The organism is Phytobacter sp. SCO41 (genome assembly GCF_003073275.1).
In the GTDB taxonomy this organism is placed as follows: domain Bacteria; phylum Pseudomonadota; class Gammaproteobacteria; order Enterobacterales; family Enterobacteriaceae; genus Phytobacter; species Phytobacter diazotrophicus.
Window position 1 is genome coordinate 3,442,112 of the sequence record NZ_CP027225.1, and the last position, 14,090, is coordinate 3,456,201.

The 14,090-nt window shown below is 50.3% G+C and carries 24 protein-coding genes and 1 pseudogene; 1 reads left to right on the forward strand and 24 read right to left on the reverse strand.

What is annotated here, in order from left to right; translation table 11 throughout:
* Window positions 1-162: 162 nt before the first annotated feature.
* From C5523_RS16715 to C5523_RS16750, 7 genes and pseudogenes are all read right to left on the reverse strand, one after another.
* The gene (locus C5523_RS16715; RefSeq protein WP_079496527.1) at window positions 163-336 is read right to left on the reverse strand and encodes a GnsA/GnsB family addiction module toxin; all 174 of its coding nucleotides are present in this window, start codon (window positions 334-336) and stop codon (window positions 163-165) included.
* Between the two features lie 86 nt (window positions 337-422).
* Entirely contained in the window at window positions 423-650 is a 228-nt protein-coding gene (locus C5523_RS16720; protein WP_108701573.1) for a hypothetical protein, read from the reverse strand.
* Window positions 651-1,707: 1,057 nt separating this feature from the next.
* A pseudogene (locus C5523_RS16730) lies at window positions 1,708-1,821 on the reverse strand (lysis system i-spanin subunit Rz); the annotation flags it as partial.
* Window positions 1,822-1,895: 74 nt separating this feature from the next.
* Window positions 1,896-2,120: a hypothetical protein gene (locus tag C5523_RS16735; protein ID WP_108701575.1), complete on the reverse strand. Its 225-nt coding sequence runs from the start codon at window positions 2,118-2,120 to the stop codon at window positions 1,896-1,898.
* Entirely contained in the window at window positions 2,117-2,665 is a 549-nt protein-coding gene (locus tag C5523_RS16740) for a hypothetical protein (protein WP_108702345.1), read from the reverse strand. Before C5523_RS16740 ends, C5523_RS16735 begins: the two co-directional genes overlap by 4 nt.
* Window positions 2,665-3,177 (reverse strand): lysozyme, encoded by a 513-nt coding sequence (locus C5523_RS16745; RefSeq protein ID WP_108701576.1) that lies wholly within the window; start codon window positions 3,175-3,177, stop codon window positions 2,665-2,667. The genes C5523_RS16740 and C5523_RS16745 overlap by 1 nt, the downstream gene beginning before the upstream one ends.
* Entirely contained in the window at window positions 3,177-3,392 is a 216-nt protein-coding gene (locus tag C5523_RS16750; protein WP_047369739.1) for a class II holin family protein, read from the reverse strand. The genes C5523_RS16745 and C5523_RS16750 overlap by 1 nt, the downstream gene beginning before the upstream one ends.
* Window positions 3,393-3,606: 214 nt before the next feature.
* Here C5523_RS16750 and C5523_RS27290 point away from each other — a divergent pair, with 214 nt between their 5' ends.
* The gene (locus C5523_RS27290; protein ID WP_139223091.1) at window positions 3,607-3,804 is read left to right on the forward strand and encodes a hypothetical protein; all 198 of its coding nucleotides are present in this window, start codon (window positions 3,607-3,609) and stop codon (window positions 3,802-3,804) included.
* A gap of 439 nt (window positions 3,805-4,243) precedes the next feature.
* Here C5523_RS27290 and C5523_RS27295 read toward each other — a convergent pair whose 3' ends face one another.
* The 17 genes from C5523_RS27295 to C5523_RS16830 form a co-directional block, all read right to left on the reverse strand.
* Window positions 4,244-4,462 (reverse strand): hypothetical protein, encoded by a 219-nt coding sequence (locus C5523_RS27295; RefSeq protein WP_155525410.1) that lies wholly within the window; start codon window positions 4,460-4,462, stop codon window positions 4,244-4,246.
* Window positions 4,463-4,843: 381 nt separating this feature from the next.
* Window positions 4,844-5,449: a hypothetical protein gene (locus C5523_RS16755; protein ID WP_108701577.1), complete on the reverse strand. Its 606-nt coding sequence runs from the start codon at window positions 5,447-5,449 to the stop codon at window positions 4,844-4,846.
* Window positions 5,450-5,459: 10 nt separating this feature from the next.
* Window positions 5,460-6,485, reverse strand: a complete 1,026-nt coding sequence (locus tag C5523_RS16760; protein ID WP_108701578.1) for a DUF968 domain-containing protein — start codon at window positions 6,483-6,485, stop codon at window positions 5,460-5,462.
* On the reverse strand, window positions 6,470-6,838 hold the full coding sequence (locus C5523_RS16765; RefSeq protein WP_108702346.1) for a RusA family crossover junction endodeoxyribonuclease: 369 nt from the start codon (window positions 6,836-6,838) through the stop codon (window positions 6,470-6,472). Before C5523_RS16765 ends, C5523_RS16760 begins: the two co-directional genes overlap by 16 nt.
* A gap of 2 nt (window positions 6,839-6,840) precedes the next feature.
* Entirely contained in the window at window positions 6,841-7,041 is a 201-nt protein-coding gene (locus C5523_RS16770) for a hypothetical protein (RefSeq protein ID WP_108701579.1), read from the reverse strand.
* Window positions 7,042-7,173: 132 nt separating this feature from the next.
* Window positions 7,174-7,416 carry a hypothetical protein gene (locus C5523_RS16775; RefSeq protein WP_108701580.1) on the reverse strand — a complete coding sequence of 81 codons (243 nt, stop codon included), beginning with the start codon at window positions 7,414-7,416 and terminating at the stop codon, window positions 7,174-7,176.
* A 45-nt stretch (window positions 7,417-7,461) separates the two neighbouring features.
* Window positions 7,462-7,695 carry a DinI-like family protein gene (locus C5523_RS16780; protein WP_108701581.1) on the reverse strand — a complete coding sequence of 78 codons (234 nt, stop codon included), beginning with the start codon at window positions 7,693-7,695 and terminating at the stop codon, window positions 7,462-7,464.
* A gap of 423 nt (window positions 7,696-8,118) precedes the next feature.
* The gene (locus tag C5523_RS16785) at window positions 8,119-8,448 is read right to left on the reverse strand and encodes a hypothetical protein (RefSeq protein WP_085007431.1); all 330 of its coding nucleotides are present in this window, start codon (window positions 8,446-8,448) and stop codon (window positions 8,119-8,121) included.
* 54 nt (window positions 8,449-8,502) lie between these two features.
* On the reverse strand, window positions 8,503-8,880 hold the full coding sequence (locus C5523_RS16790; protein WP_108701582.1) for an Insecticidal toxin complex protein tccz: 378 nt from the start codon (window positions 8,878-8,880) through the stop codon (window positions 8,503-8,505).
* Between the two features lie 28 nt (window positions 8,881-8,908).
* A complete protein-coding gene (locus C5523_RS16795) occupies window positions 8,909-10,876 on the reverse strand; it encodes a DNA cytosine methyltransferase (protein ID WP_108701583.1) in 1,968 nt (655 codons plus the stop codon).
* Entirely contained in the window at window positions 10,873-11,133 is a 261-nt protein-coding gene (locus C5523_RS16800) for a hypothetical protein (RefSeq protein ID WP_108701584.1), read from the reverse strand. Before C5523_RS16800 ends, C5523_RS16795 begins: the two co-directional genes overlap by 4 nt.
* A complete protein-coding gene (locus C5523_RS16805; protein WP_108701585.1) occupies window positions 11,130-11,861 on the reverse strand; it encodes a site-specific DNA-methyltransferase in 732 nt (243 codons plus the stop codon). Before C5523_RS16805 ends, C5523_RS16800 begins: the two co-directional genes overlap by 4 nt.
* Window positions 11,861-12,349 carry a hypothetical protein gene (locus C5523_RS16810; protein ID WP_108701586.1) on the reverse strand — a complete coding sequence of 163 codons (489 nt, stop codon included), beginning with the start codon at window positions 12,347-12,349 and terminating at the stop codon, window positions 11,861-11,863. Before C5523_RS16810 ends, C5523_RS16805 begins: the two co-directional genes overlap by 1 nt.
* Entirely contained in the window at window positions 12,346-12,807 is a 462-nt protein-coding gene (locus C5523_RS16815; protein WP_108701587.1) for a hypothetical protein, read from the reverse strand. The genes C5523_RS16810 and C5523_RS16815 overlap by 4 nt, the downstream gene beginning before the upstream one ends.
* Window positions 12,804-13,343 (reverse strand): hypothetical protein, encoded by a 540-nt coding sequence (locus tag C5523_RS16820; RefSeq protein ID WP_108701588.1) that lies wholly within the window; start codon window positions 13,341-13,343, stop codon window positions 12,804-12,806. The genes C5523_RS16815 and C5523_RS16820 overlap by 4 nt, the downstream gene beginning before the upstream one ends.
* Window positions 13,340-13,651: a hypothetical protein gene (locus C5523_RS16825; protein ID WP_108701589.1), complete on the reverse strand. Its 312-nt coding sequence runs from the start codon at window positions 13,649-13,651 to the stop codon at window positions 13,340-13,342. The genes C5523_RS16820 and C5523_RS16825 overlap by 4 nt, the downstream gene beginning before the upstream one ends.
* Entirely contained in the window at window positions 13,645-14,085 is a 441-nt protein-coding gene (locus tag C5523_RS16830; protein WP_108701590.1) for a hypothetical protein, read from the reverse strand. Before C5523_RS16830 ends, C5523_RS16825 begins: the two co-directional genes overlap by 7 nt.
* Window positions 14,086-14,090 lie beyond the last annotated feature (5 nt).

Consider the following 14,090-nt stretch of genomic DNA (forward strand, 5'->3'; position numbering starts at 1 on the left):
GAAGAGGTATTTTGACGTTCAAACGGAGGTGTTCAGGTTCTGGTGCGGAAGGCGTACAGCACACCACCCGGTTTGATCGAATTAGCAACAGCATCACTCACAGCCTTGTTAATGCTTTCTGTAATGCCAATAAAAAAGGCCGCCTAAGCAGCCTTTTGTACTTTACATAAGCTTTATTTTTACTTGATAACCCTCAAGGCCAGACATGGTCTCATTCGGGATAAACTCGATCTCAGAAACCTCTTTGCCTGTTTTTTTGCGCAGCTCAGCAATTTTTTTAGTAATAAGAGCAGAAATTTCTTCCTCAGCTTTACGCTCCAGTTCTTCGTGTTTCATGCACGATCTCCTTTTCCACATAACCTTTTATAAATCATAGGTTATCTTCTCAGAACGCGCTCAGGAATCATCATCCTGGATATTTCCTAAAGAAGCCTGTTAGCTGCACTAACTATCTCTTCTGACGAGAGTTCTCTGTCAGAAGCAACATAAATTTCAGTTTGATCGCCCGTAACCGAGTAACTCCCTACACGCATAATCTTGAGATGGATTTCTTCACCATTTGGATAATTTCGCAGGATAGTTGTCACAGCTTTAATGGTTTCTACCACAACAACTGGCTGAGCATTGAAGAACACCAATACCTTTCTCATTTTATACCTTGCTACAGGTCTGCTGCATGTAATTGAGCATCTGATACATATCATCAGAAAAGGCCGCACAAACTCAGTGCGGCCTTGGTTAGTGTTAGCCGGGCAAGATGCATCCTGCATCCCTGGAGCCACCCAAAAGGAGACAGGAAATCTGGCCGGGAGAACAGGCTCTGCCCTTTGGTGTTGGCTTTACTGACAGAACCATCATTGAGACTATGGCATTAATAGGAATTAGCAAATTTTATTTATCAAACCAATCGTCAAAATTTATCAATACCTTGATTTTATTCGCATTTATCAAGAAAAATAATAAAATCAATAAGTTATTGACTTTCGGTTTATCCTGGTAAAGGAACTGCTCACATACATACGCTTGCAGGCCTTACGATAATTGGTCATGGTTTTGATTCGCTCTCTGAGGGTGAGATAATCCCGCAGCGATGTCTCTGGCTGTATCGACGGCCCTCTTCGAAGGAGTCACGCATCTCCAATAAAAAAGGCCGCCTTAGCGACCTGTGATTTATTCTTGCTGGATCATTACTTCAACTTGCCATCTTTCTTCTACGACGTAATTCCATCGCTGACTGCTTCTTATCCAGTTCTTATATACAACGATCTCATCGTCTCCGTCTTTTATGATTTGAACGAGATGGCACTTCTGCTTTCGCAAGTGCCATGTCTTTGGCATATCCATAACAACCTCGACTAAGTTGCTCGTCATATTATCAATGGCAGGCGCGACGGTTTCGCCGTTCGGGAACGACCCTAGCCATAAATGACATTATCACAGGCACTCTGGGAATGCCTGCTGTAACGATATGGATACCAGCACCCCAGGATAAATCCGAATAGAATATCCTGATTAGTTTCTTCTCGCGCTTACGCTTGTTAAATATTGAGTTTCTACCAAAACTTAGTCCGACTCATAAGGCAAGAGCGCCTCGCCAGGACTGTTCTCAAGGATGAGGTGTAACTCCTCTCATCAGTTCTGGCTGGCCCGCTTAAAGCCCATAAAAATGATCTGCATGATTGAGCCCTACCACGATGGGGCTTTTTTTTATTTCAGACACTGCTCACGCACATACGCTTGCAGGCCCGTCAGTTGTTTGGTGATGGTTTCGATTCGCTCTCTGAGGGTGAAATAATCCCGTTCAGCGGCGTCAGTAAGTCGGGCAGGCTGCAAGCCCATGCTCATTCTTGCATTATCGCAGGCACTCAGTGAATGCCTGCTGTAATGCCTGCCCATCAACCTGCCGGTTGGATATCGATGTAATACTCTTTGCCCTGCTCAAACTGGCTGAACGCAGCAGGGTTAGAGATGTGCATTTGCAGCAAACCGCCAGGGGTGTACTTCGACCAGGTTTTATTTTCTGGCGTGTCGTCGGTAACGGGGCTCATGTGGACAGTGCAATGAGAATTGTCGTCAGCTTTTTGGATAAAGTGACAGCGGAACTTGGCACGTACGGTCATGGTTTTTCCTCTGGAGGGTTTTGTCGTAGTTGCTCGATATCTCGGATACCTGCTAACTGGTTATTCGCTATTTCGATAGCGGCCAGCAGCGGCTGAATCCACAACACCGCCTGGCAATATGTCAGGGTGCTGGTGGGAGTGGCGCTAATATCGGCTGAGTCAGCCCTGGTGGAATCGGCGTGCATTGCCCCGGCACGTAAACGGTTCGTGTATTCGAGCAGCCCACCAGAAATATCATCAGGAACAGGCAGATCGCAGGTTTTATCACGGCGTAATATCTCCCGGTATTTGATTACCGTTGTTTCGCTGTTCCCGGCCACAATTGCGTTTGCCAGCGCGGCGGTCTCAGCGGTTTTATTGAAGCGGTTTATGTTGAATGCCTGAGTGGCTATTACCTGCCCCTGCAGAGCATTGTCTGACTTGAGTACGCGGTTTTCACTTTCAGCAGTTGCGGCTTTGTCGCTGTAGTGAAATGCAGACCATGCCAGACCGCCGAAGATGCTCAGTATAAAAACGCTGATCCCAATGAGATAACGAACTTGCATCATGCACCATCCAGGCAGAGAGTCTTTTCTTTTCCGGCGCGATCCACCAGCCCCGGTAATACCTGACCGCCGCCCCATACCCAGCGAGAAAACTGATTACAGGCTGCGGTGACGTTGCCGCTACGGAACAGGGCGAACATCTGAGAGCTACGAAGATTGCCGCACCCGGCACGGAACGTAACAGAAACTGCAGCGCTGAAAGAGTTATCGGACAGGTTGTGTCCATTGCCGTAGCGATTTACGCATGACTCAGCATCAAGAATGTTTGCCTGCCAGTCAGCAGCAATCTGCGTATCAGTTTTACGCGTACCGGCTTTTACGCCGTGAGTGTTGCCTATGCCGTCCGTCAGAACACCAGCGGGACAAACGTAAGGATCACGTCGGCAGGATTCTGCATTACCGATAAGCTCAAGTCCGCGCTGATTGGTTCGCACCTGCCCGTTGCTCACGACGATAGCGATGATTGCCATCACTGAGCAGATAACACCACCAGCGATTTTAGCTTTACCCATCACTCACCCCTGGCGGCTTTGCGCCGATCCTCTTTTATTTTGAAATAGAGATTGGTCAGATACGTCAGAAGACCAAAAAGAATACTTGCGAGAACACCTAACGCTGCCCACTGCGAGGGCGAGACTTTATCCAGTAGCTGGAGCACCCAGAACCCTCCGTTTGCTCCGGCAAAACCGTAGCTCACACCAGTTGTGATTTTGTCCATTCGATACATACTCCACCTCCGCTTTTGGGAAGTGCTGTGCGATGTGAGAAAGGGAAGATCAGGCCCTCGGACTACAATTAACAACGAGGCGTAAGGGTCGATTGTCCGGGGCCTGAGAATGAAAAAACGTTCAAAACGGATGGAATTAACTGTTAAGCCGTAATAATTCTTTCAATTATTAAGAGATACTGTCATGCTAACTTTTTCTTCTGTCGGATAAATAATGGAAAATGAAGACAGCATCATCGGCAGAGCTTTCTTTGAGATCCTTCATTCAGGCTCAACATTACCAATCAGCAGAAGTATGCTGATTGAACATCTTACCCAAAAGTACAATCTCATTTATAAAACCAGCAATTCAGTCGAAGAAATTCGACTCTATGAAGCAGCACTGCAAAAAGTGATAAAGGAATTTCGCTAAAGCTTTTTCATCCAGAGTGCTGCGGTGCGTTTTCTGCTAATCCTTCTAAATAGAATAAAAAAAAGCCTGCTCGGACGAACAGGCTGCAAAATATCAGGAAAAGACTTCTATCATGTGGCGCCGGGTGCCTCCCGGTGAAACGTTGACTGGCTGCAACGTTCCGCATGCATCTAAACTCAAAGGCTACCAGTAATGCCCCACCGCAAAGGGGGATTCACCACTCAGATAATGTAACTTTTCATTCATATAGCGTCAACAATTGAGCTTCGACCACCGGAGCAATCACAACCAGACCACTATAGGGAAGGACCAGCGACCAAAGAGAGCGAACTCTGCGCAAGCGCCTTACGATTGGGTAATTCGTCGCCTTCATCGATGGTAACAAACTAAAAAGCCCCGCGGTGTGCGAGGCATTCTCAGATATTACACAAGCTAATTATTACTTCCTTTTTCCACAAGTCTGATAATCACTTCCCGGCCCATCGTCAGATCCCCAGTAAGGTTTATTGTCTGAAACAATATCCCTCTGCTCTTCTTTGTTTTCACATTGATGTAAACCAGGAAAAGCACGGCTGGGAGCAACGCTCATCCCCACATTAGAAATGCCGGAACATCCTGAGATGATAAACATAACGCAAATTGAAATTAACTTTTTCAACGTCTGCCCCTGTAACAACTCAGTTAACTAATAGACCGCAGCCACTAAATTAGCAGTTTACCTGTCAGAATTATCGCTGAGTTTAAAGGTTGCACAGCCGCCAGACTGTCAAATGACTCACACACTCCAGAAACAGCAAAGCCCCGCGTGATGCGAGGCTTTATGAGTCTCCTTTCCGACGATGTGACAGGGGTACTGGTGCAATGCACCCCGCGAATACCCCTGTCGTATCGCCGGAAAACAAAAAACCCGCAGTGCGGGCTTTTCGATTATGTCAGATTGTCGCTTCTCATCGCTGCCATCGTGGCGCAGCTCTGCCAAGCATGCCTAAATAAAACACTTTTCTGGCCCGTTTTCAATACAAATAGCAAAAAAGAACATTCATGCGCTTTCTACCAGAAGTTTACGAGCAGAAAGAAAAACTCTTGCCCTGAATATTTCCAGACACCAGCGGACACGCTTTCTGGCCTCGTCGATAGTCAGCCATGGCGCAATTGCCCGCAGCTCACGGGTAATATCTGAGATTTTTTTCCGTGTAGTATAATACTGGAGACCCACCAGATAGACCGGGTCATTTAAATCCATCGCCAGCAAAACGCTCTGCTCTACAAAATCAGTGTCATCCTTACGAATTGCCTCATCAATTACGCTTACTGACGGCCGGGGCCAGAGAATTTCATGCGCACGATTCATTGCAAGTTGTCCCCTGAAACCTTCGCTGCGCGCCTGGTTCAACGCAGCAGTAAAACGCTCCAGAGCTTTATCTGACCAGTTCCTCCCTCTCATCCCATTCCAGCAGGAGTGCCCGCGAGGTTTTTTAGGGCCAGTATTTCCCCTGACGCATTCGCCCCAGACCGTAAGTAAAGACTTTACCCAGGCTGACTGAACAGATGTTAAAGGAGTGAATTTCCCCAGGTAAGTTTTGCGCGGTGCAGTTGCGACAATACCCATACTGGCTAAATGCTGACGACGTTGACGTGGTGTCATGTTTGCTCCTTTACGCCAGAACGCCGAGCGCAAAGGCACGGTCCAGCAATTTGATAATGAGTTCAGGTTGTGTGCCGTACTGGCGCTCGAACGCCGCCGGGCTGTTGTGAAGCTCGGTATGGTGTTTTCTACAGAGTGGAATGGTGAACGCGTCGTGGGCTTTGGTCGCCATGCCACCCTGCCCCCAGCCAATCAGATGATGGGCATCATCGGCGGGGTTGCCGCAGCACGTGCACGGTTGGGTCTTCACCCAGGCCAGGAACTTTGGATTTTCCCAGCGGATGTGTTTTGGTCGCGCGTAAAGTGTCTGCGGCGCCACGGGATCAACCGTGACTGAAACCACGGGCTTTATGGCTGGTGGCTGAGGTAATGCCGCCTTTTTGACTTTCTCCGCCAGTATGCTGGTGGCTGGCAGAGACGGGACAATATCGGATTCGCGCATAACAGACGGCATTGTTTCAACGGGCAAACCCAGCACGCGGCGTGAAACTTCTTCCGGTATGACATCAGTAACTCCCCGGAGAATGGCCCACCAGCACAGCTCCGGGAGGGTTACTTCGTGGTCGTCGGTAAATCGCAACTCACCGCGAATGGCGCGCAAAATCCAGGTGGCGGCATTTTTGGCTACGATTTGATCCAGTTCCTGGCTGGGGGCTTCACGCAACTGGTTATCGCAGTGCCAGCAAAGCAGTGCGGCGCCACCGGCATGGCGATGCGTAACCAGCTCTTTGTGGTGATAAGTTGAGTGCGGCCACTGGCACTGTTTACCGCGGCGCCGTAACCAGGCCTCAAGCCCATTAATACCACCAGCCGCATTAATAACCTTCTGGTGAGTGAAGAACGGGCACAATGCCGGATCATCAATAAGCATCTGCCGGGCAGGAGCTACTGCGCCCGAAGGAAGCTCAGCCATATTCTCTGGCTGACGCTCCACCAGTACGCGACCAGAAGTGAAGATATGCATTAGCTCTTTGCCGGGGCGCAGAAGCACCACGCCCATTTCACGGGCAATATCCGGTTTCAGCAAGGCGCGCATGCCGCCTCCCGGATTATGATCTGCCCGGTTTCTCCCCACACTTTGGTTATACGGCAATCCCATATGTGTGCATCATCAGCAAAGATGGCATCCATTAACGCTTTCAACATGTTGTCGCAGTCAGGCTTAGCCTGGTGTGGCTGGCCGTTATGTTGCTGGCGTTTCTTTTTGCTCCAACTGGCGGGCATAGGCAGGACAAACGTGATATGCGCACCAGACTCAGGCAGGGCTACGCCACGTAGCCGCACCTCATCGCAGAACGCCCGGTAACGCATAACCTCAGGGCGCTTTTTCCACTTGTCGACGCGAGTCATACGGGGCTTGCCCATCGGCACGATTGGATAAATTTGTATACTCACTCCCAGTGCCTCCACTGGTAAGTTTTATCTGCACGAGGCGGCTTAGCTGATTCAGGTAATAGCGCGCTGACTATCCATGTCAGATAGTCGGGAGCAAGGCTCTTTTGTGTCTCGACACCATTGGCGCGGTACCGGGCCACCAGCTCATTTGCCTGTGCTTCGGAGAGGTTAACGTGATTGAACCAGCCTTTTTTCATGCGAAACCTCGCCCAGCGGCAAGATGCACAAAAAAGCTGGCGTCGACAGACGTCAGGAAAGTGAGGTTTTTCGATTTTTTTTGCGCCATGGTTTTCTCCGTGGCGCAGCAGACTGCCAGTTGTTCAGGCTGGCTAAGACAATATATCAGAAGCTGGAGAAACCCGGTAACCGGCTCGCTCGAGCATCTGTGTAAAAAGGGATGGTGTGCCAATAATCTCATCATCCTGAATAGGCATAAATGATACCTGCCCACCACGGCGGTACATTAAAGCCCTTTCACATTCAGGAAAACTTTGCAGTCTGGCGACGATGACCCCATCGTGACATCTGATGACTACATACCCCTTGTTTGGCAATTCTTCTGGTTCTTCCACTCCCCTACCCCCTTCATTCACACGGAAACTCAGTGACAACGCATTTCAGTAAAACCAGTCGTCAGCGCTTTCCCATGTCTCCTGAAGGATTTTCTCAACTTTCTTTTTATCCTCTTTATCACCACCGAATACGCTTAGCCCATCGGAGCCCGTCCGTCGGATAACCAGATTGCAATTTTCATACTCTTCACTAAGCCGTTTCAGCAACTCCTTTTCCAAAGCAGAGACAGCGCCCTTTGGAAGTTCTTTAGTACGATCAATGGTTAATTCAATTTTCATAATAGCCCCATCGCATAACTGTATATTTATACAGTACATCTATAAATCATAATTTTCAACATTTTCAAGGTCGGCGTGAAAGGGCTTCGGTGCACTGTATGACAACATAAATTATGCGATAGAAAGGGTTCCTAAATGATACCTCCAAGGGACAGAACCCAGCCATTGACGTTGGGTTGTATTATTGCAATTGGAGGAAAGTCATTTACGTGAAGAGTGATACCCCCGACGGGAAGAAAGGAAACCTTCCCCTAATAGGGCTCCTAGGGCGGATGGAAATGATTGGAGGGAGGTTGCCGGATAGAGTAACAATTCAGTGCTTAGAGTAATTGCGCATTTAAGTCCCCTCAAATGCGCACAGGTCGTCAGTTGTTCAGGCTGATACTGGTATTATGAACAGGTGATTGTAGAAAATCAAAGCAATTAAAGCATTGTCACTGGTTGCCCTTTGCGGGTTTTTAAACTCATGAGTTGTTCAACTGGTCCCTGAGTACATTCAATGCGATCATATTCCGTAGGCTTCATCCACGCCGATTGTGATGTCATTCCTTTTCCGTTAATTCGATGAAAATCCCAGGTACCGTTTGCATTTTGACGTAACTTATCCAATTTCATGCTTGCAGTTTTTGGTTTCACATTCTCATCGTTGGGTACAGGTAGGAAAGTGGCATAACCTTCACACTGAACGGGCATTTCACTCTTCGCGCATCCTAACAGCGATAATGTCACGAACAAGACAATAATCAGCCTCATACTATACATCCTTATTTTTTATTGGATTCCGCTATCTCAATATAACCAGGGGCTCTAACTTGCTACACCATAGTCATTAAATATCTGCATCAACACAGTTCTTGGTATTTCCTTTGAAGATATCCTGATACTGCTTCTTAAGGCGGAAGTAATGACTACAGATGAGATTAAATTTTCTCTATACGAGAAATGGGCCATTTTACCAATGTTCTCGCGCGTCACCTGATAAAGTAGTTGATTACACGCTGTAGTTAGAGAGATGTACACACTCTCAGAATCAATCTCGTCTTTTCCTTCGTAACTTACTGACTCTATACATGAAGATGGTATAACCTTAACATTTTCACCGACTTTAAAAGTGAAATCACCTTTATCGGCAAAAGCTGACAACGGCAAAAAAATAGCAAGAAAAAGCATTATCCTAATATTCATATCCCCTCCGTTCTGGAGGGGGATTATATCAGGCTGCGATCGCTTTGACAGAACACAATTCAGGTAGATTTGCGCGTACAAGTGCCTCGGCGAACGGCGGCGGTACCGCGTTGCCGCACCTCGCAACTTGCTTGTCTTTTGCGTACTTCACACCTTGATAGTCGCGGTCGATGATATACCACTCCGGAAAGCCTTGTGCAGCATATAATTCACGCGGCTGGAGCATGCGCATTCCAATATCAACAATGCGATAAACCACGTCTTTGATGGTTACAAACTCGCTGATGCCGTACTCATGCAGGAATGCCGCCACCTGCCCCGCCCGGTGCTCGTCATATGCGTTTTCAGCCAGCATGGTCCTCACCTCACCAAAGTGCAGACCACCCGCCGTTACGGTCTGCAATGGTGTATCAGTTGGCTGCCCAAGGTTGGTACCGCGCATTTTTACAATACTGGATGTTACCAGCGCATGGTGATCTGTCGTTGTCACAGTATGAACTGGTTCATCAAGTACCAGACCAGCCCCCGAATAATTGCCCCCAAAGTGTTTGACCAGGTTTGCCGCCACCAGCGCAAATTTATTGCCCCCGGCGGTGACAGTACCCAGTGGTTTCTCAATCTGGAGAATCCGCGGTGCCTGCCCTACCCGTTCACCGTAACCCATCTGAATTAGCGTGGTTGATACCAGTTGCGATTTTCCGCCACCACCAGCCGTCACGGTTGCGCCGGGCTCATCAGCGCGATGACCGATGCTATTGCCGAACTGCCTGGCAATTACAGGTGCAATAACGCAGGAATGGTTAGTGTTGCACAGTGTGTGCATCGGGTTTTCAACACTGCGGGGTTTAGCTGAATATTTCGGGCCACCAGCGCCAGCAATAAACGGTGAAATAGCCGCCTCGACAATACCCAGTGCGTGACCGTTCCCGCCAGGGCGCTTTGATGTACCGGCTGTCACCGTCGGTACCGGTTCGGTTACCTCCTGCCCGGTTGCTCCGGTGCGAAATTTCGTCAGGTGCGGAACGGCCAGCGCGAAGCCGTGCTTCTTAGTTATTGTCTGAACCGGTTCATCCAGCGGCTGCCCACGGAAACAGTCATACGTGCCACGCGTTGTGGTGTGATTGCATTTCACGATAAACGGCGTTGCGCTGTTCACCACGAAACGTTCAATACCGCGCGCAATCCGTCGCATCGTATTGTCTGCCAGCGGCTTTTTGCGGTCGAAAATCGACGGGCACGGGATAGACCAGTCGATACACTCCGCCGCCGTTCTCCAGGGTTTAAGTTCACCTGATTTAACCGCGGCTGTTTTCGGATCCCCGTGGGTTTGCTCCGGCCAGCAAATTGCGGCGCCGTCGCAGCGCATCACCATGAAAAAGCGTTTGCGAATCGTCGGTGCTCCGTAATCACACGCGCGCAACTCTCGATGTTCGACCGCATAACCCAGCCCGGCAACCAGCCGCTGCGCCTGTTTGCTGCCCGGCTCAATGTTCAGAAACTCGCAGCACTCGGCCAATGCCGGGTTATCAGCACTTATGCCATCGGACAGCATGCTGACAAACGCATTAAACGTCTCGCCTACGCGCTCCGGGTCTGGACGCATTTCCGCCGCCAGCAGCGGTCCCCAGGTGCGGAACTCCTCAACGTTTTCCAGCATCATGACGCGGGGGCGCACCGTCAGCGCCCACCGAACCACAATCCAGGCTAAGCCTCGAATCGCTTTTTCTACCGGGGTACCGCCTTTCGCTTTGGAGAAATGGCGGCAATCCGGGCTAAACCATGCCAGACCCACTGGCATACCTGCGGTAACAACCGGGGGATTCACGTCAAAAACACTCTCGCAATAGTGCAGCGTGCCGGGGTGGTTTGTGGTGTGCATCGCAACCGCGTTTTCGTCGTGGTTGATAGCGATATCCACGCTGCGGCCAATTGCCAGTTCAATGCCGGTACTGGCCCCGCCACCGCCAGCAAAATTATCAACGATGATTTCTCTCACGCATATTTCTCCATGGCAGCAGCCAGCGAACGGGCTGCTGTAACGATTTCGGGTACTGGCACCTTTTCCAGCCACATGCGGTTTATGTGGTGCTTGAGGCGGCGCTGGTGGTGCGCCGGGAGATCCCCGGCGCGTTCAACTTGTGAGTAAACCAGCGCTACCTCGGCAGGCCAGACAGTCTCGGGAACATCCACCAGCAACAGGGATTCCAGTTCGCTGATGCGACTGCAGGCATAGGAGATAAGCGAATCCGTCATGCGGCACACCTCCCTTCGTCAACGCCATTTCTCCCGCATGCCGTGCTGTAGCTGCGCGGGTCACTATCAATGCCTATGAAGTTTCGCCCGGTAAGCTGGCAGGCAACGCCCGCCGTGCCACTTCCCATGGTGAAATCCAGCACCAAATCGCCTGGGTTGCTGTACGTCTCGATCAAGTACCGAACCAAATCCAGCGGCTTTTGCGTGTCGTGGTATTTTCTTTTCTGTTTATCGCTCGAAAAAAATTGAACATCACGCGGGTACCGGCTGGTGGAGTCGTAAGCGGTCAACGAGACTGCTTTGCCGTATACATTGGAATTTACCGTTTTACGCTTCGATTTTTTCCGCGCATGACCATGGGTGATCTGCGGGTTATAAGTCGGTTGGCGACGGTAAAACACCTGGACGTTTTCGTGCGCACGCAGCGGCTGAATTGCGACATTGAAAAAGCCAGTCGCGTTACCCTTCTCCCAGATCCATTCGGTTCGCCAGTCGCGCAAATTGCTGTTGACCAACACACTAGTGAACGGCTGTGCCGAAAACAGCACGATGGCCGCCGACGGCTTAGCCACTCGATATAGCTCGAGCCACATTCGGGGCAAATCCAACGGGGTATCCCAACTGCACTGAGTCGTGCCGTATGGAATGTCAGCGCAAACCATATCGATACTGCCGCTGGCTAATGTCGGGAAAATATCGAAACAGTCAGCGTTATACAGCTGAATCATCAGTACTCTCCCCAACTGTAAGTTGATGCTTCTGGGCCTGGTTCATCTGCCGCTATCAGAGTGGAATCAGGAGTAGCGATGATTTTACTGAACCTGGTTACTTGACCATCATCATCACCAGAGATGTGACCGTGATTTACCAGCCCTTTCAGGCACAGGCGCACAGTTTCAGCCGTCAGGTCCATACGTGAAAGTTGGTACAACTTGCGGTGAACAAAAGCCGTCAGCGCCTCTTCCTTCGTGTAGTGATAACTGGAACGCTCAGCACCTTTTAAGCAACGTTTAACGTAGTATTTCCGCCGCTCTTTCGGCCCGGCGGTCCGGTACTTAACGAGTTGTTCTAAATCCATGTTTGGCATATCGTCGGTGTGCCAGAACGTCTTTTCAGACTCGCGGATAATGACACGCTTCCACAGCATGACGATTGCGCGGCCGTCGCTATCATTGCCGTCAACGTAACGGTAGCAGTATTTTTTCTCAGTGCTCATGACCGTGCTCCTTTGCTGGCGCGTAATGCGTCTTTGTAACTAGCTTTGGCCTGTTTCTTGGTTTTGCGCCATTCACCGTAAATGCTCACATCGCGGTAGTTTCCGATACGGTACATGCGGCAATTGCCATGGTGGTCATAATCCACGCGAGGTTTATTGATGCCCAACCATTCGTGAAAGTCATAACCGCAATCGGCATCCTGAAATTCCTGATAATTGCGTTTGGCCTCATACTTACGCGCGTTCATTTTCGGCGGTTCGTAATCCACTACTTCGCCATAAACAATGCCGTCGATCGGGTGATATCGGCCCGGTGAGGAGTGCGGCGCAGAATCCAGCACCACACCGATGTAATGGCCGAAATCTTTAACGATGGTGCCGGGTTCGCCGTAGGCAACAACGCGGCGACCGACACAAGCATTAACGCCGTAATGGAAGTTCACGTATTCAAAGCTCACGATTGCACCTCCACTTTGCTCTCGCGAAAATGACGGCGAGCTTCGCGCATTGGTTTGCGATATGCCTCCAGAGATTGCTGGAACCCCGTCACATCCTCATCCACACCGAAATTCCAGCCTGCCTGCATACCTGAAACGTATGCGCTGTCGCAAAGTGCAGCATGTTTATCGCTGTTAAATGCCGCCTCTGTGGCCTCTTCCCGCAGGGCTGCGATTGCTGCCGATGTGGCAAGGGGTTGCATGCAAGCTATGATTGCCTTCATTCCAGCCAACAACGCCTCGTTCTCCGAAGCTCCGTTACCTTCTGCAATTGCGGACGCCGCTGCACCTTCCTCGCTATGTTTTAACCAGTTTTCGGGAGTAAGAAGAATGGTGTTTTCCATCGCCAACTGCGCGGTCAGTTCGGTTTGTTTATCCAGTGCAGTAGCCAGGCGAGACACCATCCTGGCGATCTCGATAATCGGGGTGTCAGCCGTCATTGCGGCTGCAAATTCGTGGCCCACGCGGGCTACATGTTTGTTTGCAACGATGGTCATTTCTGTGCGCTCCCGAAAAGTTTGTGAATCTGATAGCCCTGCCATTTTTCGCGGCAAATCTGCGCTACAGTTTGCGGCGCTGGTGGACAGGCAGCGGGTGCCACTCGCGAACGCCACCGATGTGTAAGCCGGTATTCAGGGTGGTGAGGTTTACCAACGTTTTTCACGATGCCTGCCAGCGTCAGACGTTTCAGGCGGTCGTAGGCCTCTTTGATGTCGCATCCCAGCAGACTGCGAACCTGCCGTGTGGAAATGGATTTTTCGCGCGCCAGAAAATCAACGATGGCGCGTTGCTCAGGTTTCAGCATGCTTCTGCCCTCCGCGCGCGGGCATTGCGAATGCAGCGGTTACGCAATCGGGAAATGTCCTGAATCTCCTGACTGCTCTTTGCCAGTCGCATAATCTCGCTGTATTTCGTAGCAGCGCGCAGCCAGTGCCCCCGTGATTCAATCAGGGCAGCCTCTTCAAGCGCCACCCGTAGAACTTCCGGATCGGCTTTCTGAGCAAGTTCCGGTAACTCGATATCGGGGATATCGCTGCCGGGCACAACGGTATATTCCCAGTGGGTACCGTTGTGACTGCGGGTCATGACACCGCGCTGTACTAACGCAGCCAGTTGCTGTCCCGTCGAACCGGAGTCAGAGTTAAACGCGTCGCACACTTCCGGGGTGGTAATGCCCGGGTGATGGCTGACATACACAACCAGTCGGTCAGCCTGAGTAATTCGTTTTTGTTTGGTCATTGGTC

Excerpts from the sequence above, each read along its gene's own strand:
- C5523_RS16830 (WP_108701590.1), bottom strand. The coding sequence starts at position 14,085 with ATGACCAAACAAAAACGAATTACTCAGGCTGACCGACTGGTTGTGTAT.
- C5523_RS16750 (WP_047369739.1), bottom strand. The coding sequence starts at position 3,392 with ATGTATCGAATGGACAAAATCACAACTGGTGTGAGCTACGGTTTTGCC.
- C5523_RS16755 (WP_108701577.1), bottom strand. The coding sequence starts at position 5,449 with ATGACACCACGTCAACGTCGTCAGCATTTAGCCAGTATGGGTATTGTC.
- C5523_RS16770 (WP_108701579.1), bottom strand. The coding sequence starts at position 7,041 with ATGAAAAAAGGCTGGTTCAATCACGTTAACCTCTCCGAAGCACAGGCA.
- C5523_RS27290 (WP_139223091.1), top strand. The coding sequence starts at position 3,607 with ATGGAAAATGAAGACAGCATCATCGGCAGAGCTTTCTTTGAGATCCTT.
- C5523_RS16745 (WP_108701576.1), bottom strand. The coding sequence starts at position 3,177 with ATGGGTAAAGCTAAAATCGCTGGTGGTGTTATCTGCTCAGTGATGGCA.
- C5523_RS16760 (WP_108701578.1), bottom strand. The coding sequence starts at position 6,485 with ATGCGCGCCTTGCTGAAACCGGATATTGCCCGTGAAATGGGCGTGGTG.
- C5523_RS16715 (WP_079496527.1), bottom strand. The coding sequence starts at position 336 with ATGAAACACGAAGAACTGGAGCGTAAAGCTGAGGAAGAAATTTCTGCT.
- C5523_RS16825 (WP_108701589.1), bottom strand. The coding sequence starts at position 13,651 with ATGCTGAAACCTGAGCAACGCGCCATCGTTGATTTTCTGGCGCGCGAA.
- C5523_RS16735 (WP_108701575.1), bottom strand. The coding sequence starts at position 2,120 with ATGACCGTACGTGCCAAGTTCCGCTGTCACTTTATCCAAAAAGCTGAC.
- C5523_RS16810 (WP_108701586.1), bottom strand. The coding sequence starts at position 12,349 with ATGAGCACTGAGAAAAAATACTGCTACCGTTACGTTGACGGCAATGAT.
- C5523_RS16740 (WP_108702345.1), bottom strand. The coding sequence starts at position 2,665 with ATGCAAGTTCGTTATCTCATTGGGATCAGCGTTTTTATACTGAGCATC.
- C5523_RS16780 (WP_108701581.1), bottom strand. The coding sequence starts at position 7,695 with ATGAAAATTGAATTAACCATTGATCGTACTAAAGAACTTCCAAAGGGC.
- C5523_RS16790 (WP_108701582.1), bottom strand. The coding sequence starts at position 8,880 with ATGAATATTAGGATAATGCTTTTTCTTGCTATTTTTTTGCCGTTGTCA.
- C5523_RS16805 (WP_108701585.1), bottom strand. The coding sequence starts at position 11,861 with ATGATTCAGCTGTATAACGCTGACTGTTTCGATATTTTCCCGACATTA.
- C5523_RS16820 (WP_108701588.1), bottom strand. The coding sequence starts at position 13,343 with ATGACCATCGTTGCAAACAAACATGTAGCCCGCGTGGGCCACGAATTT.
- C5523_RS16785 (WP_085007431.1), bottom strand. The coding sequence starts at position 8,448 with ATGAGGCTGATTATTGTCTTGTTCGTGACATTATCGCTGTTAGGATGC.
- C5523_RS16720 (WP_108701573.1), bottom strand. The coding sequence starts at position 650 with ATGAGAAAGGTATTGGTGTTCTTCAATGCTCAGCCAGTTGTTGTGGTA.
- C5523_RS16800 (WP_108701584.1), bottom strand. The coding sequence starts at position 11,133 with ATGACGGATTCGCTTATCTCCTATGCCTGCAGTCGCATCAGCGAACTG.